23 protein-coding genes are annotated in these 23915 nt (G+C 44.7%); 15 read left to right on the top strand and 8 right to left on the bottom strand.

What is annotated here, in order from left to right; translation table 11 throughout:
- The first annotated feature begins 6 nt into the window (after window positions 1–6).
- On the top strand, window positions 7–1209 hold the full coding sequence (sstT, locus tag ACS8FD_RS10370; RefSeq protein ID WP_439275769.1) for a serine/threonine transporter SstT: 1203 nt from the start codon (window positions 7–9) through the stop codon (window positions 1207–1209).
- A gap of 145 nt (window positions 1210–1354) precedes the next feature.
- Here sstT and ACS8FD_RS10375 read toward each other — a convergent pair whose 3' ends face one another.
- Together ACS8FD_RS10375 and ACS8FD_RS10380 are read right to left on the bottom strand one after the other, a co-directional pair.
- The gene (locus ACS8FD_RS10375) at window positions 1355–1678 is read right to left on the bottom strand and encodes a chaperone modulator CbpM (RefSeq protein WP_439275790.1); all 324 of its coding nucleotides are present in this window, start codon (window positions 1676–1678) and stop codon (window positions 1355–1357) included.
- Window positions 1679–1751: 73 nt separating this feature from the next.
- A complete protein-coding gene (locus tag ACS8FD_RS10380) occupies window positions 1752–2771 on the bottom strand; it encodes a DnaJ C-terminal domain-containing protein (protein ID WP_439275770.1) in 1020 nt (339 codons plus the stop codon).
- A 393-nt stretch (window positions 2772–3164) separates the two neighbouring features.
- Here ACS8FD_RS10380 and ACS8FD_RS10385 point away from each other — a divergent pair, with 393 nt between their 5' ends.
- Entirely contained in the window at window positions 3165–3527 is a 363-nt protein-coding gene (locus ACS8FD_RS10385) for a septal ring lytic transglycosylase RlpA family protein (RefSeq protein ID WP_439275771.1), read from the top strand.
- Window positions 3528–3636: 109 nt separating this feature from the next.
- On the opposite strand, the gene ACS8FD_RS10390 is transcribed toward ACS8FD_RS10385, so the two are convergent.
- Complete coding sequence (locus ACS8FD_RS10390) at window positions 3637–5700, bottom strand: ATP-binding cassette domain-containing protein (protein ID WP_439275791.1); 2064 nt, start codon at window positions 5698–5700, stop codon at window positions 3637–3639.
- A 375-nt stretch (window positions 5701–6075) separates the two neighbouring features.
- Here ACS8FD_RS10390 and erpA point away from each other — a divergent pair, with 375 nt between their 5' ends.
- From erpA to ACS8FD_RS10430, 8 genes are all read left to right on the top strand, one after another.
- Window positions 6076–6456 carry an iron-sulfur cluster insertion protein ErpA gene (gene erpA, locus ACS8FD_RS10395; protein WP_439275772.1) on the top strand — a complete coding sequence of 127 codons (381 nt, stop codon included), beginning with the start codon at window positions 6076–6078 and terminating at the stop codon, window positions 6454–6456.
- Between the two features lie 309 nt (window positions 6457–6765).
- Window positions 6766–8340 (top strand): glutamate--cysteine ligase, encoded by a 1575-nt coding sequence (gene gshA, locus ACS8FD_RS10400; RefSeq protein ID WP_439275773.1) that lies wholly within the window; start codon window positions 6766–6768, stop codon window positions 8338–8340.
- A gap of 85 nt (window positions 8341–8425) precedes the next feature.
- Window positions 8426–8953 (top strand): disulfide bond formation protein B, encoded by a 528-nt coding sequence (locus ACS8FD_RS10405; protein ID WP_439275792.1) that lies wholly within the window; start codon window positions 8426–8428, stop codon window positions 8951–8953.
- A 319-nt stretch (window positions 8954–9272) separates the two neighbouring features.
- Entirely contained in the window at window positions 9273–9965 is a 693-nt protein-coding gene (locus ACS8FD_RS10410) for a copper resistance protein NlpE N-terminal domain-containing protein (protein WP_439275774.1), read from the top strand.
- Between the two features lie 185 nt (window positions 9966–10150).
- The gene (gene mpl / locus ACS8FD_RS10415) at window positions 10151–11704 is read left to right on the top strand and encodes a UDP-N-acetylmuramate:L-alanyl-gamma-D-glutamyl-meso-diaminopimelate ligase (protein WP_439275775.1); all 1554 of its coding nucleotides are present in this window, start codon (window positions 10151–10153) and stop codon (window positions 11702–11704) included.
- A gap of 215 nt (window positions 11705–11919) precedes the next feature.
- The gene (locus tag ACS8FD_RS10420) at window positions 11920–12174 is read left to right on the top strand and encodes a GlsB/YeaQ/YmgE family stress response membrane protein (RefSeq protein ID WP_439275776.1); all 255 of its coding nucleotides are present in this window, start codon (window positions 11920–11922) and stop codon (window positions 12172–12174) included.
- Window positions 12175–12383: 209 nt separating this feature from the next.
- On the top strand, window positions 12384–12935 hold the full coding sequence (gene def / locus ACS8FD_RS10425; RefSeq protein ID WP_439275777.1) for a peptide deformylase: 552 nt from the start codon (window positions 12384–12386) through the stop codon (window positions 12933–12935).
- 123 nt (window positions 12936–13058) lie between these two features.
- Window positions 13059–14234, top strand: a complete 1176-nt coding sequence (locus ACS8FD_RS10430; protein ID WP_439275793.1) for a type III PLP-dependent enzyme — start codon at window positions 13059–13061, stop codon at window positions 14232–14234.
- 90 nt (window positions 14235–14324) lie between these two features.
- Here the strand turns inward: ACS8FD_RS10430 and ACS8FD_RS10435 are convergent, their stop codons facing one another.
- From ACS8FD_RS10435 to dnaJ, 3 genes are all read right to left on the bottom strand, one after another.
- Window positions 14325–15197 (bottom strand): hypothetical protein, encoded by an 873-nt coding sequence (locus ACS8FD_RS10435; RefSeq protein WP_439275778.1) that lies wholly within the window; start codon window positions 15195–15197, stop codon window positions 14325–14327.
- Window positions 15198–15236: 39 nt separating this feature from the next.
- Window positions 15237–16067: a 4-hydroxy-tetrahydrodipicolinate reductase gene (dapB, locus tag ACS8FD_RS10440; RefSeq protein ID WP_439275779.1), complete on the bottom strand. Its 831-nt coding sequence runs from the start codon at window positions 16065–16067 to the stop codon at window positions 15237–15239.
- Between the two features lie 204 nt (window positions 16068–16271).
- The gene (gene dnaJ, locus ACS8FD_RS10445; protein WP_439275780.1) at window positions 16272–17402 is read right to left on the bottom strand and encodes a molecular chaperone DnaJ; all 1131 of its coding nucleotides are present in this window, start codon (window positions 17400–17402) and stop codon (window positions 16272–16274) included.
- A gap of 391 nt (window positions 17403–17793) precedes the next feature.
- Between dnaJ and ACS8FD_RS10450 the strand changes: the two genes are divergently transcribed.
- Window positions 17794–18453, top strand: coding sequence for a DUF2939 domain-containing protein (locus ACS8FD_RS10450; RefSeq protein ID WP_439275781.1), 660 nt, complete (start codon window positions 17794–17796; stop codon window positions 18451–18453).
- Between the two features lie 123 nt (window positions 18454–18576).
- Here ACS8FD_RS10450 and ACS8FD_RS10455 read toward each other — a convergent pair whose 3' ends face one another.
- On the bottom strand, window positions 18577–19638 hold the full coding sequence (locus ACS8FD_RS10455; RefSeq protein ID WP_439275782.1) for a thioredoxin fold domain-containing protein: 1062 nt from the start codon (window positions 19636–19638) through the stop codon (window positions 18577–18579).
- Between the two features lie 280 nt (window positions 19639–19918).
- Window positions 19919–20623, bottom strand: coding sequence for a pseudouridine synthase (locus ACS8FD_RS10460; protein WP_439275783.1), 705 nt, complete (start codon window positions 20621–20623; stop codon window positions 19919–19921).
- A gap of 91 nt (window positions 20624–20714) precedes the next feature.
- Here ACS8FD_RS10460 and ACS8FD_RS10465 point away from each other — a divergent pair, with 91 nt between their 5' ends.
- The 4 genes from ACS8FD_RS10465 to ACS8FD_RS10480 all read left to right on the top strand — a co-directional run bounded on the left by ACS8FD_RS10465 (window position 20715) and on the right by ACS8FD_RS10480 (window position 23843).
- Window positions 20715–21314, top strand: a complete 600-nt coding sequence (locus tag ACS8FD_RS10465; protein WP_439275784.1) for a YigZ family protein — start codon at window positions 20715–20717, stop codon at window positions 21312–21314.
- Between the two features lie 229 nt (window positions 21315–21543).
- On the top strand, window positions 21544–22584 hold the full coding sequence (locus tag ACS8FD_RS10470; protein ID WP_439275785.1) for a YheT family hydrolase: 1041 nt from the start codon (window positions 21544–21546) through the stop codon (window positions 22582–22584).
- Between the two features lie 176 nt (window positions 22585–22760).
- Window positions 22761–23303, top strand: a complete 543-nt coding sequence (locus tag ACS8FD_RS10475; RefSeq protein WP_439275786.1) for an acyl-CoA thioesterase — start codon at window positions 22761–22763, stop codon at window positions 23301–23303.
- A 150-nt stretch (window positions 23304–23453) separates the two neighbouring features.
- Complete coding sequence (locus tag ACS8FD_RS10480; RefSeq protein WP_439275787.1) at window positions 23454–23843, top strand: DsrE family protein; 390 nt, start codon at window positions 23454–23456, stop codon at window positions 23841–23843.
- Window positions 23844–23915: the final 72 nt, after the last annotated feature.

Raw genomic sequence — 23915 nt, forward strand, 5'->3', positions numbered from 1 at the left:
GTTGTCATGCGTTCATTAATCGCCATGTATCAACGGATAGGGTTAGTGCCGCTCATTATTGTCGGTTTGGTACTGGGTGTACTGATTGGCTGGCTGGCCCCTAGTGCGGGTATCGCTTTAGGCATATTAGGAACTTTATTTGTCGGGGCGCTCAAAGCAGTAGCACCTATACTCGTGTTTGTACTGGTGTTAGCTGCTATTAGTAAACAGCGCAGTGGTGATGAGGTCTACGTCAAACCCGTCCTTATCATGTATATTTTTGGCACTTTTTTGGCAGCCTTGACTGCCGTCGGTGCCAGCTTCTTGTTCCCGATCGAGATGGTCTTAGTCAATGCCGATATCGAGCAAGTGCCGCCTGCCAATCTAAAAGAAGTCCTGACTAACCTGCTAATGAGCCTAGTCGCCAATCCTGTCAATGCCGTGGCCAATGCCAACTATATCGGTATCTTGGCTTGGGCGATTATTATCGGTTTTGCGCTGCGTCAAGCGGGCGATACGACGCGCGCTGTCGTCAGCGACTTTGCTGATGCGATCTCACAAGTGGTCAAATGGGTCATTGCCCTCGCGCCTTTTGGTATCTTAGGTCTTGTCGCCAACACTGTCGCTGAAACAGGCTTTGAGGCACTAAAAGGCTATGCCAATATCTTGATGGTATTGGTTGGCTGTATGCTGTTCATTGCTCTAGTCGCCAACCCTCTAATTGTACTAGTCAAAACGGGTAAAAACCCTTATCCGCTTGTCTTTACTTGCCTGCGTGAGTCTGGTATTACTGCCTTTTTTACCCGCTCATCAGCGGCTAATATCCCGGTTAATATGAATCTTGCTCACAAACTAGGTCTCCACGAAGATACATATTCGGTCACTATTCCGCTTGGTGCAACTATTAATATGGCGGGCGCGGCGATTACCATTAATGTACTAACCTTAGCGGCGGCGCACACTTTGGGTATTGAGGTCAGCTTTGCATCCGCTTTACTGCTAAGCTTAGTGGCAACAGTCAGTGCTGGCGGGGCATCGGGTGTGCCTGGCGGCTCATTACTACTTATTCCATTAGCGGCTAGTCTATTTAGTATCCCCAACGACATTGCTATGCAAGTGGTGGCCGTTGGCTTTATTATTGGCGTGATTCAAGACTCTGCAGAGACAGCTCTGAACTCTTCAACAGATATACTATTCACCGCCGCCGCTGATCCAAAATATGCTCGTTAAAGGCTAAAATTTAGTGAAAGTTAAAGTATAACTTAGAGATAAAAAAGGGCACTAGGTGAACCGCTCCCCATAAGTTGAACACAACTTATGGGGTATTTTTATGCGTTAACATTCATGCGCAAGTCAATTTTAAACTTTTAATAGCCTACTTTAAGCTATCTACCTTAACCTCAATCACAGGCGTCGTCATCTCCAACTGGCGTTTAAACTGGCGCAATTGCTCTACCTCATCTAACAGCTCAAGTATCAAGCCAATAGCCGGTACGCTCGCTTCAAAATCACGACTGAGGCGTGAGGCGCGGCGAACGGTCGTCAGCTGATAGCCCGTAAATTGCTGGCTCTCTGGCACATCATACTCAATAATATTTTCTTCTATCAAAGCGATAACCCACTGCGGCTCTTGACCACAAGCAGACACTAATTCATCAAAACTCATAACTAAATCGGTTAATTCAGGCGAGTGTTTCATCATTATCATCCTCGTTTATGCTCTATCTCTAATCATCTGTCTAACTTTAGCTCACTTGTAGCAATCCTTCTGACTAGCGATTGATACTAGTATTAGCAAAGGCTTGTTTTAGCTGCTCATAAGCTTGCTTAGCTTCGTCAGTGGTGACTTCTGGATTGACGATATTTAACGTTAAGTACAAATCGCCAGCTTGCTTAGCCGGAATCCCTTTGCCCTTCAAACGCAAATTACTTCCTGACTTGCTGTTACTTGGAATAGTAACGCCCAAAGTACCTGCAGGAGTAGTGACATTGATTTTTTCGCCTAGTGCCGCTTCCCACGGGGTGATATTGACCGTTTGATACACGTTAGCGCCCTCTAAGCGAATATTATCTGCATGTGTGATGGTTACTTTGAGGAATAAATCACCGTTTTTGCCGCCGCCTATACCTGCAGCGCCTTGCCCCGCTAAGCGAATTTGCTTGCCGTCCGTGATACCTTTTGGGATTTTGATCTTCAGCGTCTTATTATCATAGCTCACGCTACCATTGGCTTGACGGACGGGCACATTGAGTTTAATACTATAATCGTCGCCGCTATAGACGGATGCTAGATCAACATTGATCTCTGCGTGCTGATCTTGGCCTTTGCTATCTTGACTAAAACCGCCACCGAACTGATCAAACCCGCTTTGCCCGCCAGCCGATTGACCCGCTGAGCCGCGAGCACCGCGCCCAAAAGCGGAGAAGATATCATCGAAGCGAAAACCGCCACCACCGAAGGCTTCACCTTCACCGAACTGATCTTTGATATCTTCCCAGCGAAAGCCGCCTTGCGCGCCACCAGCTGATTGGCCTCCAAACCCGCCGAAACCTCTAGCGCCACCTTGAGCTGCAAAAGGATTATCTAACATAGCGTCATACTCGCTACGTTTATCCTTGTCTCTTAGCGTCTCATAAGCGTTATTGATTTCGGCAATCTTATTATCCGCGTCTGGATCGTCACTGACATCAGGGTGATATTGACGAACTAATTTACGATATTTTTTCTTGATATCGCTATCGGTAGCGTCTTTTTTTACCCCTAAAATATCATAGTAGTTTTTTTCAGCCATTGTTTTTCCTTATAATTTTGTTTAAAGCGTTTTTATTAAAATCTATAAAATTAGAATCATCTGTTTCTATAATAATACTTTTTTTTGTGATTTCAATTTTAGTCTGTGGCTACGGCCTCTTTGGTACTTTGCTATCAAAAGCCATAGTATAGATTTATACTGTGGATTTAAGTTTATTAATTACATTGTATAGAAAGCTTTACGATAATAACTTTGCTTATTAATCAATAGTTTACAATGTAACTGTAATTTGAATTAGCTTATTTTTTACACCTCTGTAAGGATATAGCAAGCTCTATCTTGTAGAATACCTGCAATGTTTACACTCGTAGGGAGTGAAAATAATATAGGCAAGAAAATCTGTCTATTTTATAAATTACATATAGGTGTTGAATGTCTTATTTAATCAAGTCTTTAGTTATTATGTTGTCGTTGGCATTAAGTACTACCGTTTTTGCTGGTAATACTAGCTATTATGGTAGTAAATTTCACGGTAAGCGTACCGCTAGTGGCAGTATTTTCAATATGAATGCTATGACCGCCGCTCATAAAACCTTACCGTTCGGCACTAAAGTCGAAGTGACTAACAAAAAGACAAAGCAGCGTGTGATCGTTAAAATCACTGATAGAGGTCCTTTTACACCGGGCCGTATCTTAGATTTATCTAAAGGCGCTGCTGGTAAGATAAACTGCCAACTTTGTACGACCACTATGAAGGTGTTATCTTACGGTGATGGCAAGTATCGTAGACAGTAAAACGTCGCGCTAATGTTTCAATTCTTAAAAGCCTAATAATGTAAAAAAAGGAGAGCTTTACTTTAGCTCTCCTTTTTTATGCTTGGTCATAATCTCTTAAGTAGATGTCTTAACTAAAATCCGCTTCCATCTCTTCTAAGCTCGTCATCGCTACTAATAAACGCTCCTCTTTATCATTATGTTGCTGCTGTAGCGAGGTTTGCTCATCGAGTAGCGCTATCAAATCCGCTTTACGATGCGCTTCATAAAGCTCAGTATCAGCAAGCTCAGTCTCTAAACTTGCTAGCTGCTCATCTAGCTTCGCCAACGCCTTTTCGGTGTTCTCGATCTCTCGGCGTATAGGCGCAGTGAGTTTGCGCTGCTCAGCCGCTAATTTGCGCTGCTCTTCTTTACTCAAAGTACTAGCGGGCTTTTTTGCCGTTTGGGTATCTGTCTTAGATGTCGCTGCCGCAGTTTGTGTTAATTCGGCGTGCTTAGCGTCTGTAGCCTTTATAGCACTATCTGTTTCACGTGAAACAAAGGTTTTTTGTGCTTTTTTATTTTTGGCTTGTTTATTACTGTTTTTGTCTTGCGCGTTCTCTTGTTTGCGCTTTTCCGCTAGCCACTTACCGTAATCGCTGATATCGCCTGCGAACTCATCGATCCGGCCGTCATGGACGAGATAGAGCTCATCGCAAACGTTAGCAATCAGCTCACGATCATGCGAAACTAGCACGACCGCCCCCTGAAACCCTTGCAGGGCTAGAGTCAAAGCTTGACGCATTTGTAAGTCCAAATGGTTAGTCGGCTCATCGAGTACTAGTACGTTAGGGCGCTGCCAGACGATCAATGCGAGGGTCAAACGCGCACGCTCACCGCCAGAGAAGAGCTCGCTTGGCGTATCGATACGCTCGCCGCGAAAGTCAAAGCTGCCCAAAAACGAGCGCAATAATGCATCAGAGGTCTTGCCTGCGAGGCGTCTTAGCATCTGCATCGGTGTCGCGGTTGCATCTAGTGCGTCCATTTGATGCTGATTAAAGTAGCCAAGCTTGAGGGTGTCAGAGACTTGGTAAGTGCCTGAGAGTACTTCTAATTCACCAACTAATGCTTTAATCAACGTCGACTTGCCCGCGCCATTCATGCCGAGTAGACCTAAACGCGTATCTGGGGTTACTTGCACATTGGCATTATGCAATAGCGGTGTCTGGCTATAACCAATATCGGCTTTGGTCATCTCAATTAGAGGCGTACTCATGTGCGCCGGCTCATAAAACTTAAATGAGAAAGGATTATCCGCCATCATCGGAGACAGCTCAGCCATGCGTTCGAGCTGCTTGATACGGCTTTGTGCTTGCTTAGCCTTACTGGCTTTGGCGCGGAAACGACGGATAAAGTCATCTAAGTGTGCACGGGTGGCTTGCTGCTTTTCATAAGCTTGCTGCTGCTGCGCCATGCGCTCATGACGCGTGCGAATAAACTGCTGATAATTACCGGTGTACATAGTGATTTTTTGTTGCTCGACATGCAGGATATGATCCACTGTCGCATCCAAGAATGTCTGATCATGCGAGATGACGATGACTAGACCCATGAATTGATTGATCCAAGTCTCAAGCCATAAAATAGCATCTAAGTCCAAGTGGTTAGTCGGCTCATCGAGCAGCATCAAATCGGCACGGCTCATCAAAGTTTTGGCGAGGTTTAAACGCATGCGCCACCCTCCCGAAAAACCTTCTACTGGCTGCTCATGTTGGCTGGCTTTAAAACCAAGACCTGCCATAATTTGCGCCGCTTTAGTAGGTGTACGATAACCATCTATCTCATCGAACTGCTGGTGCAAGACGCCAATCTGTTCATCGCTGACATGACTCAAATCACTCAAAGCTTCGTTAAGCTGATACCACTGCTCATCGCCGCTCAGCACATAATCAATAGCCGTTTGACTACTTGCCCCAACCTCCTGCGCCATGTGCGCGACCTGCCAGCTATCAGGAATACTTACCTCGCCTTTATCGAGCGTTACTTCAGTATCGCCAGTACCCATTTGCGTCAACAGTAAGGCAAAGAGCGTTGATTTACCGGTACCATTATTACCCGTCAAGCCAATTTTGTGATTGGGGTGCAATTGAAAACTAGTGTACGAAAACAACACACGACCATCACGGCGAACACTAACGTCTTTAAATTCGATCATAGGGGGTTTTATCTCAAAAGGGTTATAGTGACCACTACACTTATTAACGCTATAACTTATTAAGTCAGTAGCTAGCAGGTCAATAGCAATCAGGGGTAATGATGAAAATTTATAGAAAAACAGGCTAAAGTCAGCCATAATTGGCGGCTATTATTTCAAACGACCGGCTGATAGGCAAACGATTAAACAACTATTTATAAATAACTGTTTCATTTTTAAGTAATTTATTGAGGCTAATAAGGCTATTTCAATACAGTCCATCTATTTTACTAAACGCGCTTATCACTCTTGATAAGTTAAGCCTAGCCCCAATTATGGTATACTGCCAAAACACTACTGACATCAAGCAGTTAAGCATTCGCTAATGAGGTGATTATGACCCAAACTACTACCCAATATGATCCAAGCGCTAGTCAGCCAATTGATCCTACTGTCCTAAGCCTGACCGATAGCGCGGCACAAAAAGTACGCCGTCTACGCGAAGAAGAAGGCGATAAGGAGCTTATGCTGCGCGTTTATGTGACGGGCGGCGGCTGCTCTGGTTTCTCTTACGGCTTTAGATTTGACAGCGATATGAATGAAGACGATGCCAATTTTGACAATGGTGATGTCACTTTGGTGATTGACTCGCTCAGTTATCAGTACTTACAAGGCTCTACCGTTGACTATACCGAAGGGCTAGAAGGCGCGCGCTTTGTAGTAGATAACCCTAACGCGACCACTTCTTGTGGCTGCGGCTCTTCGTTTTCTATCTAAATAATGCTTGTTTTATCAACGCCCTCTTATTAAACGCTCTTTTATTAAAGCATCTATTTTTTTATAGGTGCTTTTTTGGCTTAACCAAATGATTTGTTTAACCGCTGAAGGTTACTGAAATTGTAATTGTGCGTGGTTTTTGCATTATCTTTGGGCTAAACTGACTTTGAGTTAAACTGACCGCTTTATTTATAGCGCCGGCGATGCCAAATTGGCGCAGGTTTGAGCAGGTTTTATTTGAGAAACCCTATTTGAGCAAATCTTAATAGATGGTTGCTCTACCATAATGAATAACAATAGATGACTATTATGAGTAATTTTGCAAGTAGCTTTGTTGATTTTGAAATACCAAGTTGGTTTGATAGCCAATTATTGATGGGTATGCTGCGCGGTATCGAAAAAGAAGGCCTGCGCGTTAGAGCGGATGGGTTTTTGGCGCAAACGCCGCACCCTTTGAAGCTAGGTTCAAAACTGACTCATCCGTTCATCACTACGGACTACTCTGAGAGTCTACTTGAGCTTATCACTGACCCAAGAGCGACGCCAAAAGATACTTTGGCGATGCTGCGTCAACTGCATGTCTTAGTCTATCAGGCCTTGCCAGAGGGTGAGCTGATGTGGCCGCTATCTATGCCTTGTATGCTCTCTGCTGATGATGCCGATATTCCACTAGCTGATTATGGTAGCTCCAACACCGGCAAGCTCAAAACCTTATATCGTAGCGGCCTAGGTATTCGTTATGGTCGCCGTATGCAGACGATTGCCGGGCTGCATTATAACCTATCCTTTGGCGATGGTTTATTTATACAGTGGCAAAAGCAGCTCGCAGACGCGCAGACGCAAACACTTACAGAGTTCAAAAACGAGAAGTACTTAGGCCTGATTCGTAACTTTAAGCGCTTAACGAGCCTAGTTCTATATTTACTAGGCGCTAGTCCTAGCGTCTGTCCTTGCTTTATTTCAGGCCGCGAGCATGACTTGGAGCTGATGAACGAGTCGACTTATTATAGACCGACCGCCACTAGCCTACGTATGGGTAAGCTTGGCTACACCAACAGCGTCCAAGAGCATCTGGATATCCGCTATAATAATCTGCCTGAGTATGTCGCAGGGCTACGCCGCGCAATTCAAACGCCGCATGATAGCTTTAAGGCACTTGGTCTAAATGACGAGGCGGGTCACCCTATTCAGATCAATGATCATATCCTACAAATAGAGAACGAATACTATAGCCCTATTCGCCCCAAACAAATCGCAGCGCGCGGTGAAACGCCGACAGAAGCGCTGGAACGTCGCGGTATCGCTTATGTCGAGTTCCGTGCCATTGACTTAGATCCTTATAGCGATGTGGGTATTCGTCTGTCAAGCGCTTGCTTCTTAGAGGTTATGGCGCTGTACTGTTTACTTAATGAATCACCAGATTTGATGCCGGCAGAAGAAGAAGAGCTGGCCGTCAACCTGGAACGCGTGGTCAATGAAGGCCGCTCGGATAATCTGCATATTCTCAATAATGGCGAAGAGCAATCGCTCCAAAGCTGGATGTTGGCACATTTATCTAGTATGCAGCCGCTAGCCGCGCTACTGGATGCTCATCACGGCGGTAACGATTACCGCGTGGCTGTGGCCTTAATGCAAGGTAAAGCGAGCCATTCAGAATCAACCATCTCCGCGCAAGTCAATGCCGATAGCATGCGCTTAGGCAGTATGTGGCAGTTAGGCTTTACGTTGGCTCAGCAGCATCGCGATGCCATTCTCCAGCATACTTTAAGCCCTAATATTCAGGCTAAATATGAAGTATTAGCTGAGAAGTCGCTATTGCAACAAAGCGATATCGAAGCGAGCGAAACCGAAGACTTTATGGACTTTATTAAGCAGTATCGTTAAGTCTATACCACATTATTGAACGAGTCATTTGTCCATAACCGTCCAAAATCAGCTATTTAGCCCCTATTTTAAGAGTACCTATTTGATGCAAAGCCTACCCTCTTATCGCAGTATGCAAGTGTTTTTGGTAGTGATGAGCGCTATCGGCATGGGCTATGCCTTGTTTTTTTTACAGCAATATATGGGACTCTCTCCATGTCCCTTATGCATCTTTCAGCGTATCGGTCTGATGGTGATGGGCGGCTTTGCTCTCATAGCGGCTATTTTTAACCCAAAATCAAAACTTATCAAGCTAGGGTTATGGTTAGGTAGTTTAATCGGTATCGGCTGGGCGACTGGTGTCGCAGGGCGTCATGTCTGGCTACAGCACCTGCCAGCCGATCAGGTTCCCTCTTGTGGCCCTGGCCTAGATTATTGGTTAGATACGCTACCGATGCAGCAAGTACTAAACGAAGTGTTTTCTGGTTCTGGTGAATGTGCCACAGTCGATTGGACTTTTTTAGGACTGAGTATCCCTGAGCAGTCCTTACTATTTTTTAGTCTATTGATTATCATTCATGTGCTGATACTGATTAACATCTTGCGCTCGAGAACCTTGCATGCAAGAACATAGCTGCTATCAGTACCGCTGCAATATGACAGCCCAATTTCTTCCTATATATTGATAACCTCTATATCAGTAGCCTCCATCTGAGACGTAAACTCTAAAACACAAATCTCCTTCTTTTATAACAAAAACCACACATTCGCGTCATTCCAGTTTGTTATCTTATGATAATATTTTCCACTGATTGTGAATAAGTGACCGTCTGTCTCTAAAAGATATACAAAGTATGGCATTGCATCTTGCGAATACGCCTGCGAATAGTTAGAAGACTGCAATAACATTTGGTCGCTCTCGTCATTTTGAATGACATTTAATACTAGCTTTTGTGAGTAGAGCTGATCTTAGTTATCAGCTTTCACTTAACCCTTATCTGTTTGCTGTTGGTATGCTCATGATTTACTCCCCCTCTAAACTTCTCACAACGACTGCTCATTGTGGTCCTCGCTCGACTTTGAAAATATTATTACCTTTATCTTTTTGCGCTTTACTTATGGGCTGTGACAGCCACTCCTCTACTCCTAGCACTGATAAAAAAATGATGATCGCAAGTACGCAGAGCGATTCTATTGCTGTAGAGCAGAAAACCACAGACAGTGCTTCAGATAGCGATACCGACAATAGTGAAGACGGTGAGTCGCTCATTAACGCTGCAAAGCCGGATAGAAAATCACCTAAAGATCGCTCGTCTTTGGATACTCAGCCAGCGAGCAGCAGTCAGATGCAGGCTATTCTTATTGGTGATTACAAAGGGGTTTTTCCCTGTTCTTTTTGTAACAGTACAGAAGTGTTGCTGAACTTATTTCCTGATAGCTCCGTGGTAAAAACTAGTATTTATGATAATCCAGAAGAGCCGACCGCCTCTTTAATCAAAAACGGTATTTATCGTCAAGATGGCGATACGATTACGATCGTTTACGATGATCAGCGTATTGAGAGCTATCTTATTCAAAACAATCATTTGTTATTGTTAGATGATAATAAAATCGCTGACGATGACTACACGTTATCGCGCCAATAAAATAAGTTTTTATATTTATTTTTGGAGCGTAATGGCACCCGGTAAACTCCAGATAAAAAACGCCTACAGACTAGGCGTTTTTTTGCGCATTTTATTGGTTATCCCTCAGGCTTTACTTTACAATAATGCCCTAAATATCACGATTTACCCTTCTTTTCTTTTATATCATTCGGTGCGAAACGTCTATGCATATTCATATTCTTGGTATTTGTGGCACTTTTATGGGCTCATTAGCCTTATTGGCCCGCGAGCTTGGGCATGAAGTAACTGGCTCAGATGCCAATGTCTATCCGCCGATGTCCACTCAGCTACAAGAGGCTGGCGTGACGATTATGGAAGGCTATCATATCGAGCACCTGCAGCCTGCGCCTGACTTAGTGGTGGTTGGTAATGCGATGAAGCGCGGTATGGAGGTCGTTGAATACATGCTCAATCAAGGGCTGCGCTATACCTCAGGGCCGCAGTTTTTGTCAGAGCAAGTACTACAATCGCGTCATGTGATAGCAGTGGCAGGCACTCATGGTAAGACAACTACGACGACTATGCTCGCTTGGATATTGCAATATGCTGGGATTGATACCGGGTTTTTGATTGGCGGCGTGCCGTTAGTCGACACGACCGATGAGCGTCTACAACAAGTCTTCGCTCACAGTAGCTACTTGGGCGCTGACTCTACCAGCACTGAATCCGCTACTGATGTTGAGACAACAAGCGCATCGAATTTGGGCTACTTTGTCATTGAAGCAGACGAATACGATTCCGCCTTTTTTGATAAGCGCTCAAAGTTTGTACATTATCGCCCGCGTACTGCTATTTTAAATAATTTGGAGTTCGATCATGCAGATATTTTTGCTGATCTAGGCGCGATTCAGACGCAGTTTCATCATATGCTTCGTATGATTCCGAGCAGCGGACAAATTATCATGCCTGCTAATACGGCAAGCTTAGAAGACACTCTAGCCAAAGGCGTCTGGACACCGGTTTGGCGCACCTCTATTACAGGTCATTCAGACAAAGATGAGGCGCAAGCTCAGAACGAGACAGCTGATAGCGAATGGCAAGCCCGACTTATCAGCGCCGATGGTAGCCAATTTGAGGTGAGCTTTAAAGGTGATAAAAGTGCTAAAAATGCAACTGGTATTACAACCAATAGTGCTGATACAACCACAGTCGATTGGTCAATGAATGGCATGCATAATGTCAATAATGCGCTAGTAGCTATCGCAGCGGCTTATGATGTCGGCGTCGATGTCGCTAGCGCTTGCGCCGCGTTATCTGATTTTGCCGGTATCAAACGCCGTATGGAGCTGATCGGTGAGGTTAATGGTATCTTAGTTTTTGATGATTTCGCTCATCATCCAACCGCTATTACCACCACTTTGGATGGTGCCAAAAAGAAAATGGCAGGCCAAAAGGTTTGGGCCGTTATCGAGCCGCGCAGCAATACTATGAAGATGGGAGTTCATCAAGATAGTTTAGCGTCTTCGGCTGCGCTTGCAGATCAGACGCTTTGGTATGAGCCTATAGGCCTTGAATGGGGCCTGCAAGACGTTATCGAGCAAGCTCAGCGGCACAATGATAACTTGAGCAATCAGCAAGTACTTGGCAGTACCGACGCCATCATTGAGCATCTTAGTACTCATGCCAAAGCTGGTGATGCCATTATTATCATGTCTAACGGCGGTTTTGAAGGTATTCATCAACGTTTATTGGTAGCGCTAGCAGCGACTAAGCGTTAATAGTTTCAATCCTAGCTTATGTAATTAACATAGCGCCCTCGGTTTTTGAGTGGCGCTTTTTTTGTGATTTTTACACGCCCTTTACTCATTCAATTCAAATGATAGCAAATCCCCGTTTTTTATCACATAGCCCCTACACTACTAACATTTCGTGCTTATTCTTCTAGCTAAAGAGTGATTACAATGTAACCATTCAATCAATTAGGAGAATAATAATGGGTTTTATATGGATGATCATCGTCGGTTTAGTAGCTGGTCTATTAGCGCGCACTATCAAGCCAGGTAACGATGCAATGGGCTGGATTATGACTATTGTACTCGGTATTGTTGGTGCGATGCTTGGTGGTTTTATTGCCGGTCTAATCGGTATTGATGCTGATGGTGGCTTTATCGGTCTGATATTTTCAGTTATTGGCGCTATTATCTTACTCTTCTTATATGAGATGATTGTCAATAAACGCCGCGTTTAGTATGAGCGCCCTTTTATACTAACAGTTTATCTATAATCTTGACTTCAAAAGACCTTATTTATATAAGGTCTTTTTTTTATGAAAGCTTCAGTTACTGTGCATAAATTCATCTGTATGAAATCTACCTCAAGTTGTTGATAATCGTTACTTTTGCCCCCATTTACCTTATAATAACGCCAATTCTATTTGCATGACTGAGGTAAGCCACTATGGCAGTACTCCCTATTTTAAGCTACCCTGATCCGCGCCTGCGCACTATTGCCGCCCCTGTAAAAGAGGTCGATGCCGAAATAAAAATGCTGATTAGTGACATGATTGAAACTATGTATGCCGCTGATGGTATCGGTCTTGCCGCTTCACAAGTGGATCGGCATATTCAATTAATTGTGATGGACTTATCTGAAAATAGAGATAAGCCCATGGTTTTTATCAATCCTAAAGTGACGCCGCTAGTCGAAGAAAAACAGCCTTATGAAGAAGGCTGTCTGTCGGTCCCTGATGTCTATGATAAGGTGGAGCGCCCCAATAAAGTGCGCATCGAAGCTTTAGATGCTGAAGGAGAGGCTATTGATCAGATAGCAGAAGGGTTACTCGCCGTCTGTATTCAGCACGAAATGGATCATCTCAATGGGGTAATCTTTGTCGATTATCTATCACGCTTAAAACAAACGCGCGCGCGCGACAAAGTCAAAAAAGTGCTCAAGATACGCGAAAAACAAAGCGAGAAGGCAACGAGAAATCCTGAAACCACTAATGTCTAAGTAGCGAACCTCTAAGCGTAAACGAGATGTTATCTTGTTTTACGCTTTTTTGTAAACTCTCCACTTCTGATTTTCCCTCTCATTGATTCTCCCTCGTATTAATAAAGGTTTACTGCTATGACTATGATCAAAATTGACCAATATTTTGACCCTGCTGCTTGGGGCAAATTTACCGAAGCCGCTGAGGGTCGTGATACGCCTTTTTTGATCGTTGATCTGAATCGTATCAAGCTAAAGTTCAATGAAATGATTGGCTTATTTCCCGATGCAAAAATCCATTATGCAATGAAAGCCAGCCCTGCGGTGGAAGTGATTGAACTATTAGCAGACCTAGGCTCAAACTTCGACTGCGCCTCCATCTATGAGCTGGATCGAGTGCTCGACTGCGGCGTTGCGCCATCGCGTATCTCTTATGGCAATACCATCAAAAAAGCGCAGCATGTAAAATATGCTTTTGATAAAGGGATCGATCTGTATGCAACCGACTCAGAAGCCGATCTCAAAAATATCGCTGAGCAGGCTCCTGGCTCAAAGGTGTTTGTACGTATATTGGTAGAAGGCTCAGACACTGCCGAATGGCCTTTATCGCGCAAGTTTGGTTGCCATCCTGATATGGCCGTTGATTTACTCATTCAAGCCAAAGATCTTGGTTTAGTGCCTTATGGGGTTTCGTTCCATGTGGGCAGTCAGCAAAAATCAGTGACCGTCTGGAATGATGCGCTGGTGATGGTCAAAGATATCTTTGAGCAGTTATTAACGCAACAAGATATCAAGCTACAGATGATTAACTTAGGCGGCGGCTTCCCTGCTCGGTATCTCAATCAAATCAATACCATACAAGACTACGCTGGATCAGTAAAACAGTACTTAATCGATAATTACGGTGTGGACGATATGCCAGAGATTATCTTGGAGCCGGGTCGCTCGCTAGTCGCAAGCTCTGGGGTATTAGTTAGTGATGTGGTGCTGATTTCTCGCAAGTCGCATGAGGAGACAACGCGCTGGGTTTATACCGATGTAGGACTCTTCCAAGGGTTGATTGAGACCTTAGGTGAAGCGATTAAATATCCCGTTTATACCCCGAAAATGGCAACATCGTCAACGTCAGGTAAGGTAGTATTAGCAGGGCCGACTTGTGACTCTGCTGATATCATGTATGAAGAGACCGACTATCAGCTGCCAGAAGAGCTGGTAATTGGCGATAAAATCTATTGGCTCGCTACGGGAGCTTATACCAACTCTTACTCGTCTGTCGAATTCAATGGCTTTCCGCCATTAGAAGTCGTATATCTTGATTAACAATTCATAAGATGTTTAAGGTAAGGCGCGGTGCTGTATCAATAGCGCCGCGCTTTTTTTAGCGTTTGATAAAGCGAATCACAAGGTTAGCTACTGAACCAATAACTGAATAGGCGCACTGGCGCTAGTAACGCGACGACTATAACCAGCAAAGCCTGAGCTGTGATCTTGCTTCTCTTGCGTGACTTGTCCGATAGTCACCCATTGCCCGCGCGGTACAATAACCGTGCTATTTAACCTTTGCGATTCGATAGCGTTATTCTGATGATAGCGAGAATGGCTAGTGACTAATTTTTCTTCTACTTGTGATAATTGCACTTCCACTTTTCCATTAGGCAGTAGTCTTGGGGTAACGGCAATGCCTTGCGTCGTCGGTAGCAAAATTTGCTGCCCAATAATAATCTGAGCTGAAGGTCTATTATCAGAAGGATAGCGATTATTTTGATAAACCCTCGCTTGATAGTTTTGCGTTAATGAATACAGCGTATTGGTGCTAATACTAGCAGGGCTACCTGATAAGGTTTGCACCTGATACAAGCTATTACTCTGCTGCTGGTTATCGCTTCGGTTAATTATGCCTGCACCTTGAATACCGCGATTGCTAATAGTCACTTTGCCTTGGCGAATATTACTTTGCAAATGACTAGTATTGCCTACTCTTACCGCAACTAGCACCGGCTGTGGCTGAGTGTCTATTTGCGCAAGTAGCTGTTGCACGGCTTGGTAATTAGCAGCGCTCGTTTGCAGCACAAGCTTGCTCTGATAAGTGCTTACTGTGCCGCCATCACGGCTATTGTTGAGCTGTTGGCGTACGGCTGGCAATAGAGCATCACCACCATAAGTATCGATGACATAAGTTTGAGAGCTTTTCTGAGAAACGGTGGCTTGGACGGGAGAACATAAGGTAAAGATTGTGACTAGCACCATTGACGAGACGGTAAAACACCTTCTATTGGCAATCATCCCTTTCTCCTTATTAGCTAATGCCTTAACGACTTAGCCCTACTCATTTAATCCCAACACATCCTGCATATTATACTGCCCTGCTTTTTGCTCAATGACCCAAGTAGTGGCACGAACCGCACCTGCGGCAAAAGTCATGCGCGCACGTGCTCTATGAGTAATCTCGACCACTTCGCCATCAGCGATAAACATCACCGTATGATCGCCAATAATCTCGCCGCCGCGTATCGCGTGAATGCCGATTTCTCCTTGTTTGCGTGCGCCTGTTTGCCCTTCACGGCCATATACCGCAACCTCTTTCAGATTCTGCCCGCGTGCTTCAGCGACGGCTTCTGCCATCATATAAGCGGTACCTGATGGCGCATCTATTTTATGCTTATGGTGCGCCTCAATCACTTCCACATCAGCCTCGTTACCAAAAGCTTTGGCTGCCATATTCAGTAGCTTGAGCGATAGATTAACGCCCGTCGAATAGTTACCCGCATAAACGATGGGAATGTGCTTGCTAGCTTCAGTCAGTACTTGCTCTTGCTGCTCATTGAAGCCCGTCGTACCGATGACCATAGCGACTTTATGCTCCGCGCAAGTCTGCATATTTTGCTCAGTGGCATCGGGCAAGCTAAAGTCAATGAGTACATCGATATCATCAATAACAGCGACTAAATCGTCGACGATTTTGATATTTAAGCGCTCGATCGCCGCGACTTCACCGGCATCTGCACCAATGAGACTGGAACCCTCACGTTCGATAGCGGCGCTGAGAGTCGTTTGCAGGTTATATTGTACCGCCTCGATCAGCATGCGACCCATACGTCCGCCGGCACCGATAACTCCGATATTTATCATCTTTTCTGCTTGTGGCTTACTCATACTTTTATCCTAAAACTTTATGGTCTATATTTATGATTTATGGGTTAGCAATGCACGTTTGGCGCTCACTATTCCAATTATCATAGCATGAATTATTTTTCTAACTACTAATAAAGTACTAACTTCTAAGCAATAAAAAAGGCCTAACAGTTTCACGTGAAACTATTAGGCCTACTAGTAGCTAACTGCTCAAAAACTTAGTGACTAATCGAATAATTCGCCAATCTTTTTAAAGAAAGACTTTTTGTGCGGTGACTGTTGATGTTTGCTATCGCCATCTAGCGTATCTTGGAACTCACGCAACAGATCTTTTTGTTCGCGGGTTAGATTGACTGGCGTCTCGATAATGACGCGGCAAATTAGATCGCCTTTCATGGTGGTACGTACTGGCGTAACGCCTTTACCGCGAACCCGTAATAGCTTACCGCTTTGCGTGCCTTCCGCAACTTTGATTTTGACTTTGCCATCTAAAGTAGGAATCTCGACTTCTTTACCTAAAGCGGCATCGGTGATGCTGACTGGCACATCCATATAGAGATCCGCGCCTTGACGAGTAAAGACTTCATGCGGTTTCACGCGTACTTCGACATAGAGGTCGCCATTTTGCACGCCAGCGCCGCCCGCTTCGCCTTCACCCGCTAAACGGACGCGATCGCCATCATCGACGCCCGCCGGTATAGAGACTTCAAGAGTACGAGACTTCTCTTGCACGCCATTACCATGACAGTCAGGACATGGATTTTTAATTTGTTTACCGCTGCCGCCGCACTGTGGACACGCTTGCTGCACCGCAAAGAAGCCTTGCTGCATACGTACTTGACCTTGTCCGTGACAAGTCTGACAAGTGACGATATCGGAGGCGTCTTTGGCGCCTTTACCATCACAAGTATCACAAGGCGCAGGCGCGGTGAAGCTGATCTCTTTTTGGCAGCCGCGTACCGCTTCTTCTAAAGTCAGCTCGATGACATAACGAAGATCGGAGCCGCGACGCGTACGACTGCCGCCGCCACGTGCTTGCCCAAAGATATCACCGAAGTTACCAAAGATATCGCCAAAGATGTCTTGGAAGTTCCCGCCGCCGCCGAAGCCGCCACCGCCGCCCATACCATTCTCAAAGGCAGCATGGCCCATACGGTCATAGGCTGAGCGCTTATCTTCGTCGCTAAGCACTTCATAAGCCATTGACGCTTCTTTGAATTTTTCTTCCGCATCGGGATCATCAGAGTTACGATCGGGATGGTATTTCATCGCCAGCTTACGGTAGGCTCTTTTTACCTCTTTACTATCAGCCGTTTTACTGACCCCTAATACTTCATAAAAATCGCGCTTACTCATGAGCTCTCCTATCGTCATCACAGTCATGTCTACTAATCATCATACGCCTACTACTCATTAATCCTAGGAAGTGTTTCATGTGAAACGCTAAATTAACATCGTATTGTATCGTATCAGTAAAATCAGCAACCTACTGTTATAACCAAATCAAATAAAGGTATAAAGATATAAAAGTTTGGCCTGTTAATGGAGATGACTCGCTGATTTATCAAGCTTAACGATTATGAAATTATTATCTGCTCAGTTTTATTTTTCAAATAATCGCCCTAATACCACCTTAGCTTGATTATTCTTTAGTTTTCCATAACATGAAGCGCTAAAGTCGTGCTAGTATTTAGCGCCCTATAAGCGGGCATTACTACTTGATACTCGGTGTAAGAGAGCTTTATTTATGAAAAAATTGACGGCCTTTATTTTATTACTCGTAGTTATGGCAGTCGTGGTCTATGCAGGCTCGCCCTACTATAGCGCTTATCAATTAAAGAACGCTTATGATGCTAAAGATGGCGCGACTATCGCCGCCGCCATCGACTACGAGCAAGTACGCCCTAGCATTTATACGCAGCTGACGGATAAATTTGCTCTGACGATGACCAAGTATCCGCTGGTCGCTGAGCTTGGCGGCGCGCCCTTAGAGCAGGCTGCTGATAACTTTATCAGTCAAGCGGTGGAAGGGGCCATCACCCCTGACAATATCGAAACCCTCATTGATACTCAAGGTCAGGCCAATAACGCTACCAAAGAGCTAGCCGCTGCTTGGGCTATTGCTAGTAATCAAGTCGATCTCAAAAACCTCATTCAAGACTTAATCATTCAGCGCGGTGATATCAATGCGGTGGTCAAAAACCAAATACAGCTGGTCATGCAAAAACAAGCCAGCGAGCTTGAGCAACAAGCGACGCAAGGCGCTGATAGTGATAAGCCTACCCTGAGCTACTGCGGTATCAACTGCTTTACTATTAGCGGTCAAGTCAAAGGCTATCCACTGACCATTGAGATGAAACGTCAGGGTTTGATTGATTGGAAAATCGTCGATGTGGTTTTACCTTAAAAAGATAAAGCTATCTAAGTCTTAAAACTGTTTAGCACAAAAAAGCGCGCTATAAGTCGATGATTTATAGCGCGCTTTAGATTATAGCTGTTCAAATATTCAAAGCCACTTAAGAGCAAATAATTAATTTACGCCCAAAAACTCTAAGAATTCAGGGCTCTCAAAGCTCGCCTGATACAAGACGCCATCCTCACGATAAATCGCTGGCGTGGCTATCACCGCAAGTCCCGCCGCCCTTTCACGATTGGGGGTAACATAATCAGTATTACAGCTAGCGGGCGCTGGGGTCATTTGCCCTTGTAGCATCGCCTTGTCCAAAGCATTACGGCGACTGCTGTCATCAGCTTGACACCAGATCCCGCGCATCTGCTTAGGTGACTGCTCATAGATAGGGTAACCGATAGTCTTAACGGTGACGCCTTTGGCATTGAGACTCTCCATTTGCTTATGCAGCATTCGGCAATACGGACAATTGACATCAGTAGCGACATAGATCACCGCTCTCTCGGTAGTAGTAGCCGGATAAGTAATCAGCTGTGACTCATCTAACGAGGCAAAAACGGACTTATTTTTATTCGCCTCAAAGGTCTCATCAAGCCCCGTGAACTGACCATTCTCGATAACGGATATCTCACCATCGGTAATGTATTGCGCATCATCTGATAGTAAAAACGGCACGCCCTCTAAAGTCGCGCCCCAAATCACGCCCGGTACCGCGGTATAAAAGAATGGCGTCTTGGCGCTCATGTTTTTCAGTGCTGACATATTGTCTAGTAGTGATGATTTTACCGCTGCACTAACGTACTCACCCGCTTGCGCGCTAGTGACTCGCTTGGGGGTTTGTTTGCTCACCTTTGGGCTTGGGTTTTTTTGTAGCTCGCCTTGGATGACGTATTTGCCATCAGCGGTGATATGTAGCGGCGGCTGTCCGACTAGATTGACCTGATACATATTAGGCAAGTTGGAGGTCTCGATAGACAGTATTTGCGCTTTAATACCAACGTCGGTTAATACTTTACGTAGTTGACTATCAATGGCAGCACTGACTTTATCCGCCTCTGTGCTTTGCGTAATTTTAGTATTTTCATCGATTGAAGTGGTAGGCTGCGCACAAGCCGTCGCTGCTAACAGCAAAACACTAATAAAACTGATAGGTTTCAATAAAGGGAGTTTCACAGTAATCATCCTAGCAAATAAAGTTTATAAACCATTGATAAGGAAATCATCATTTGGTTCAAAAACATTATTCAAAAAAGTAGAGTAAAGAGGTATCAGGACTTTAGCACATCAGCTAAATTTAGGGAGGGTTTGCTCGTTACTTTTGCAAAAGCGCTACTTGAGCTTAAGGGACGCGCAATAGAGACCAAAAAGGCCGATAAAACAAGTTATAAAGCTTAACTTAAATGTCAGGTGCGCGGGGCGCACCCTACTGTAAATTCGATTCTACATTTATAAATAAATTCGCCTAAAACTTCTCGACTTCCTCAGCCGTCAAAAAGCGACTATCGCCCTTCTCAAGCCCGTCTAAGGTAATATGACCGATGCTGGCACGATGTAGTTCGACCACTTTATTACCGAAGTATCCCATCATGCGTTTGACTTGATGGTATTTGCCTTGCTCAAGCGTTAGCCGCGCATGCGTCTCATCGATAAACTCTAAGGTCGCAGGTTTCGTCGGCTCATAATCGCCATCTAGTAAGATACCTTCGCCCACCTTTTTGATCGCTTTGGTCTGTTCTTCCTCATCCATCGGATCGGCTAAGGTTAGCTCATAGACTTTGGCATGTTCGTGTTTAGGACTAGTGACGCGGTGCAGCCAGCCACCGTCATCGCTGATCAGTAGCGCCCCTGTGGTATCGACATCCAAACGCCCTGCAATACGCAAGCTACCCAGCTCTGGCACCGCAATCAATTCAGTGACGATAGGATATTCTTTGGCCTTTAAAGTACACTCAAAGCCTTCAGGCTTATGCAATAAGATATAGCGGCTGCCAGTAGCGACAGATAGTGGCTCGCCTGCCCACAGCACTTCATCATTAATAATATCGACGTGTAGCCCTGGATCTTTGACCACTTCGTCATTGACGGTAACTTCGCTTGCGTGCAGAATTTTTTTAGATTCTTTACGCGACAGCTCAGTGGCTTTACTGATAAATTTATCGAGACGCATACTTTTTACTACCTTTGCTAATATAGGGTTTTGTTATAGTGGTGTCAGTTTAACATATCCCGTCCAAACCTAAGTGTACCATCAATATAATATGAGCTATCAAACCCTAAAAAGATCCGTTACTGCACGGCTTGAGATTAAAAAGTCTGAGTTTATCGCTTATGCTTATCCTGTGAGCTCACGTGAGCAAGCGATGTTTCATGTGGAACAATTAAAAGTTAAATACCCTGATGCGCGCCATTGGTGCTGGGCGTACATTATCGGTGATCCTGATAATACCACTAGCGCCGGTTTCGATGATGATGGCGAGCCTAACGGTACAGCGGGTCGACCGATACTAAACGTCCTGCAGCATAAAGCTATTGGTAATATTATCATTATCGTGGTGCGCTACTTTGGCGGTATCAAGCTTGGCGCAGGCGGTCTCACTCGCGCTTATGCAGGCTCCGCGCAAGCGGCTGTCGATGAGATGATATTGCTGCCCTTTGTGCCTACGACGCAAGTACAGATACTAGCTGACTTCGCTACTGAAGCGCAATGTCGTTATGTGGTTGAGAGTATAGGCGGCAGCATTGATAATGTCACTTACGGCAAGCAAGTCACCTTGAGCATCACTATCGCTGAGGCGGATACTGATACGCTAAAAACTGAGCTAGCAATGGCAGGTAGGGTGATAGAATCCACAGATTAGCAAATTTGAGAGCAGCAAACTTAGCTCGGTTGAATAATACAGTAATCATCTGTTCACTCAACCGTTCACTAAAAGCTATTGGAACGTCTGCCATCGCTTAGTATGATGATTAATCGATAAATACTCTTGCATAGATTTTAAAAATTCACTTAAACGATTTAAAGTTATAAAACATTACTATGTTTCACGTGAAACTAATTCTTTTACCTTATCTATTAGAAACTCTCCTATGACGACTTTTAATTATAACGAATTTAAGACACCCTTTTGGCTGAATAATCCGCATTTGCAAAGCATCTTGCCGAAGTTTTTTGCACCAAAAGCGCCTGAATATAGACGAGTGGTGCGCAAAGACTCTTTAGGCGAGAGCGATATTGCCTACGACTTTTATGATGCGCGTCCTATAGCAGAAAACGCAGATGGCTTATTGGAACAAACGCCATTAATCGTGTTGTTTCACGGTATGGAAGGCAGTAGCGATAGCCATTATGCGCGCGCCTTGGCTTATCAGATGCACGCGCAAGGCTGGCACTTCGTGGTTGCGCACTTTCGTAGTTGCGGCGGTATCCCCGCTAGCGGACGGGTGTTCTATAACGCGGGCGATACTGGCGAGGTGCATTACATGCTACAAAACTTGAGTGAAAAATACGCCAATATGTATGCGGTTGGCGTTTCACTGGGCGGTAATGCCTTAGCCAAATACATGGGCGAATATGGCAATCAAGCGCTTTGTAAAGGCGCGGCCGTCATCTCCGCACCTGTTGATATGTCGTCAGCGGCGCTCAGTATGCATGGTTTTTTGAGTCATCGGATTTATACGCCTTATTTACTCAATCCGATTATCAAAAAAGCGCTTGCCAATGACATCAGTAAAGAGGAGATCGACTCTATCAAAGCGGTCAATCGTATCAGCGACTTTGACGATATCTTTACCGCACCAAGGCATGGCTATCGCTCTAATAATGACTACTATCATAGCGCCTCAGCTCTGCCTTACTTGCGTAATGTCACCAAGCCCTTATTACTGATTAGCGCTGAAGACGATCCTTTTTTGGGCTTTACCGCGACCGCTAACGATGTCTCTGATTGCGTTACTATTATCGATACCAAGCATGGCGGGCACGTTGGTTATATTCGCTATCGCTCAGATAGCAAACAAGCGCAAGGCCGTGATAAAAAATCCAGATTCGATATCAATTGGCTACCCGAAACCGTCAGTGCTTATTTTAACTCTATCGGTGTGGACGCTACTATAGTGAATCCTGAATAAAAAGAGTACAGGCATTGTAACGTGCTACTGGTATAAATTTTCCTTGCGTGCTGCGTTCCTTCGATGCTGCACAAAATTCATCCCAGTAGCACTGTATTTCTTTTATAGTGGATCGACTATATCAAACCAAAATAACTGCGCAACCGGCCTGCCCTCTAAACTTTTGAGATTATATTATGTATCCTTACTTGCGTTACACTAAGTCTGTCGTTGATGCTGTTGTCGCTAATAAAAAAGGCCAACCTTTAGAGCTTGATCAAGTCAGCGAAGTCACGGTGCGCTGTAGCATCACCGATATCGATCCAATGTTTGAGATGAATAATGGCCGAGTATTAACCGTTTATGATATCGGTCGTACTGATTTTATCATTCGTACCGGTCTTGCCAAGCAACTACTCAAGCAGCGTTGGGGTATGGTGGTGGCAGGCAGCACGATTCAGTATCGTAAGCGTATTCGGCTGTTTGATAAAGTCACGATAAAGACGCAGCTCGTCGGTATGGATGAGCGCTGGCTATATCTTGAACACTCAATGTGGGTGAAAGGTAAGCCTTGCTCCTCGGTGCTACTACGCACGGGTGTGACGGCTGGCGGCAAAGTGATTGAAACCGCCAAAGTATTAAAAGTGCTAGGTGAAAAAGCTTGGGATACCCCCACTGAGCCATGGATTCAAGACTGGATAGAGAGCGATAAGACGCATCGATGGCCGCCGATGGGCTAGAAGGTTCCGCTTATAAACTCCGCTACTTGTCATTACTCTTTAACTTATAGCTACTCTTCTATAACAATACATTATATAAATTAGTATAATAAATGTTAGGATAAGTATGAGTATCATACTCAACGAACTACAGTCTATAAGGAGAACAATATGGCTAATACTATAGATCATTGCACTGATTTTGTCGGTACGCTATTCGACAATGCTGAATCTAACCCTAGCAAAATCACCCTAGCGTTTACTATGGCAGGCAAAGCACTTGAACAAGGTCACTCTGCATCCGTCATTCTAATGGTCGATGCGGTACATTTAGGCGTACCGAACGCCTTGGATAATGTCGATATTGGCGCACCGTTTAAACCCGCTAAAGAGTTGCTAGAAGCTTTTGTAGAAAAAGGTGGCAATGTCTTAGTGTGCGGCGGGTGTATGGAGCATAACGGTATTGAAGATTCTGCTATCGATAAACGCTTCACTAAGATTAGTGGCGATGAAGTGGTTGAGCTGCTGATGAATGCGAAGGGCTCTTTGCAGTTGAACTAGGGTGTGTTGACAATTACCGTAAATGGATAATCGTCGCTGCTAAATAGATATTAGCAGCAAACGACTCATCCG

The organism is Psychrobacter sp. 1U2, assembly GCF_051847575.1.

Coding starts and splice junctions, on each gene's coding strand:
- sstT (WP_439275769.1), top strand. CDS start 7: ATGCGTTCATTAATCGCCATGTATCAACGGATAGGGTTAGTGCCGCTC.
- ACS8FD_RS10375 (WP_439275790.1), bottom strand. CDS start 1,678: ATGAAACACTCGCCTGAATTAACCGATTTAGTTATGAGTTTTGATGAA.
- ACS8FD_RS10380 (WP_439275770.1), bottom strand. CDS start 2,771: ATGGCTGAAAAAAACTACTATGATATTTTAGGGGTAAAAAAAGACGCT.
- ACS8FD_RS10385 (WP_439275771.1), top strand. CDS start 3,165: ATGTCTTATTTAATCAAGTCTTTAGTTATTATGTTGTCGTTGGCATTA.
- ACS8FD_RS10390 (WP_439275791.1), bottom strand. CDS start 5,700: ATGATCGAATTTAAAGACGTTAGTGTTCGCCGTGATGGTCGTGTGTTG.
- erpA (WP_439275772.1), top strand. CDS start 6,076: ATGACCCAAACTACTACCCAATATGATCCAAGCGCTAGTCAGCCAATT.
- gshA (WP_439275773.1), top strand. CDS start 6,766: ATGAGTAATTTTGCAAGTAGCTTTGTTGATTTTGAAATACCAAGTTGG.
- ACS8FD_RS10405 (WP_439275792.1), top strand. CDS start 8,426: ATGCAAAGCCTACCCTCTTATCGCAGTATGCAAGTGTTTTTGGTAGTG.
- mpl (WP_439275775.1), top strand. CDS start 10,151: ATGCATATTCATATTCTTGGTATTTGTGGCACTTTTATGGGCTCATTA.
- ACS8FD_RS10420 (WP_439275776.1), top strand. CDS start 11,920: ATGGGTTTTATATGGATGATCATCGTCGGTTTAGTAGCTGGTCTATTA.
- def (WP_439275777.1), top strand. CDS start 12,384: ATGGCAGTACTCCCTATTTTAAGCTACCCTGATCCGCGCCTGCGCACT.
- ACS8FD_RS10430 (WP_439275793.1), top strand. CDS start 13,059: ATGATCAAAATTGACCAATATTTTGACCCTGCTGCTTGGGGCAAATTT.
- ACS8FD_RS10435 (WP_439275778.1), bottom strand. CDS start 15,197: ATGATTGCCAATAGAAGGTGTTTTACCGTCTCGTCAATGGTGCTAGTC.
- dapB (WP_439275779.1), bottom strand. CDS start 16,067: ATGAGTAAGCCACAAGCAGAAAAGATGATAAATATCGGAGTTATCGGT.
- dnaJ (WP_439275780.1), bottom strand. CDS start 17,402: ATGAGTAAGCGCGATTTTTATGAAGTATTAGGGGTCAGTAAAACGGCT.
- ACS8FD_RS10450 (WP_439275781.1), top strand. CDS start 17,794: ATGAAAAAATTGACGGCCTTTATTTTATTACTCGTAGTTATGGCAGTC.
- ACS8FD_RS10455 (WP_439275782.1), bottom strand. CDS start 19,638: ATGATTACTGTGAAACTCCCTTTATTGAAACCTATCAGTTTTATTAGT.
- ACS8FD_RS10460 (WP_439275783.1), bottom strand. CDS start 20,623: ATGCGTCTCGATAAATTTATCAGTAAAGCCACTGAGCTGTCGCGTAAA.
- ACS8FD_RS10465 (WP_439275784.1), top strand. CDS start 20,715: ATGAGCTATCAAACCCTAAAAAGATCCGTTACTGCACGGCTTGAGATT.
- ACS8FD_RS10470 (WP_439275785.1), top strand. CDS start 21,544: ATGACGACTTTTAATTATAACGAATTTAAGACACCCTTTTGGCTGAAT.
- ACS8FD_RS10475 (WP_439275786.1), top strand. CDS start 22,761: ATGTATCCTTACTTGCGTTACACTAAGTCTGTCGTTGATGCTGTTGTC.
- ACS8FD_RS10480 (WP_439275787.1), top strand. CDS start 23,454: ATGGCTAATACTATAGATCATTGCACTGATTTTGTCGGTACGCTATTC.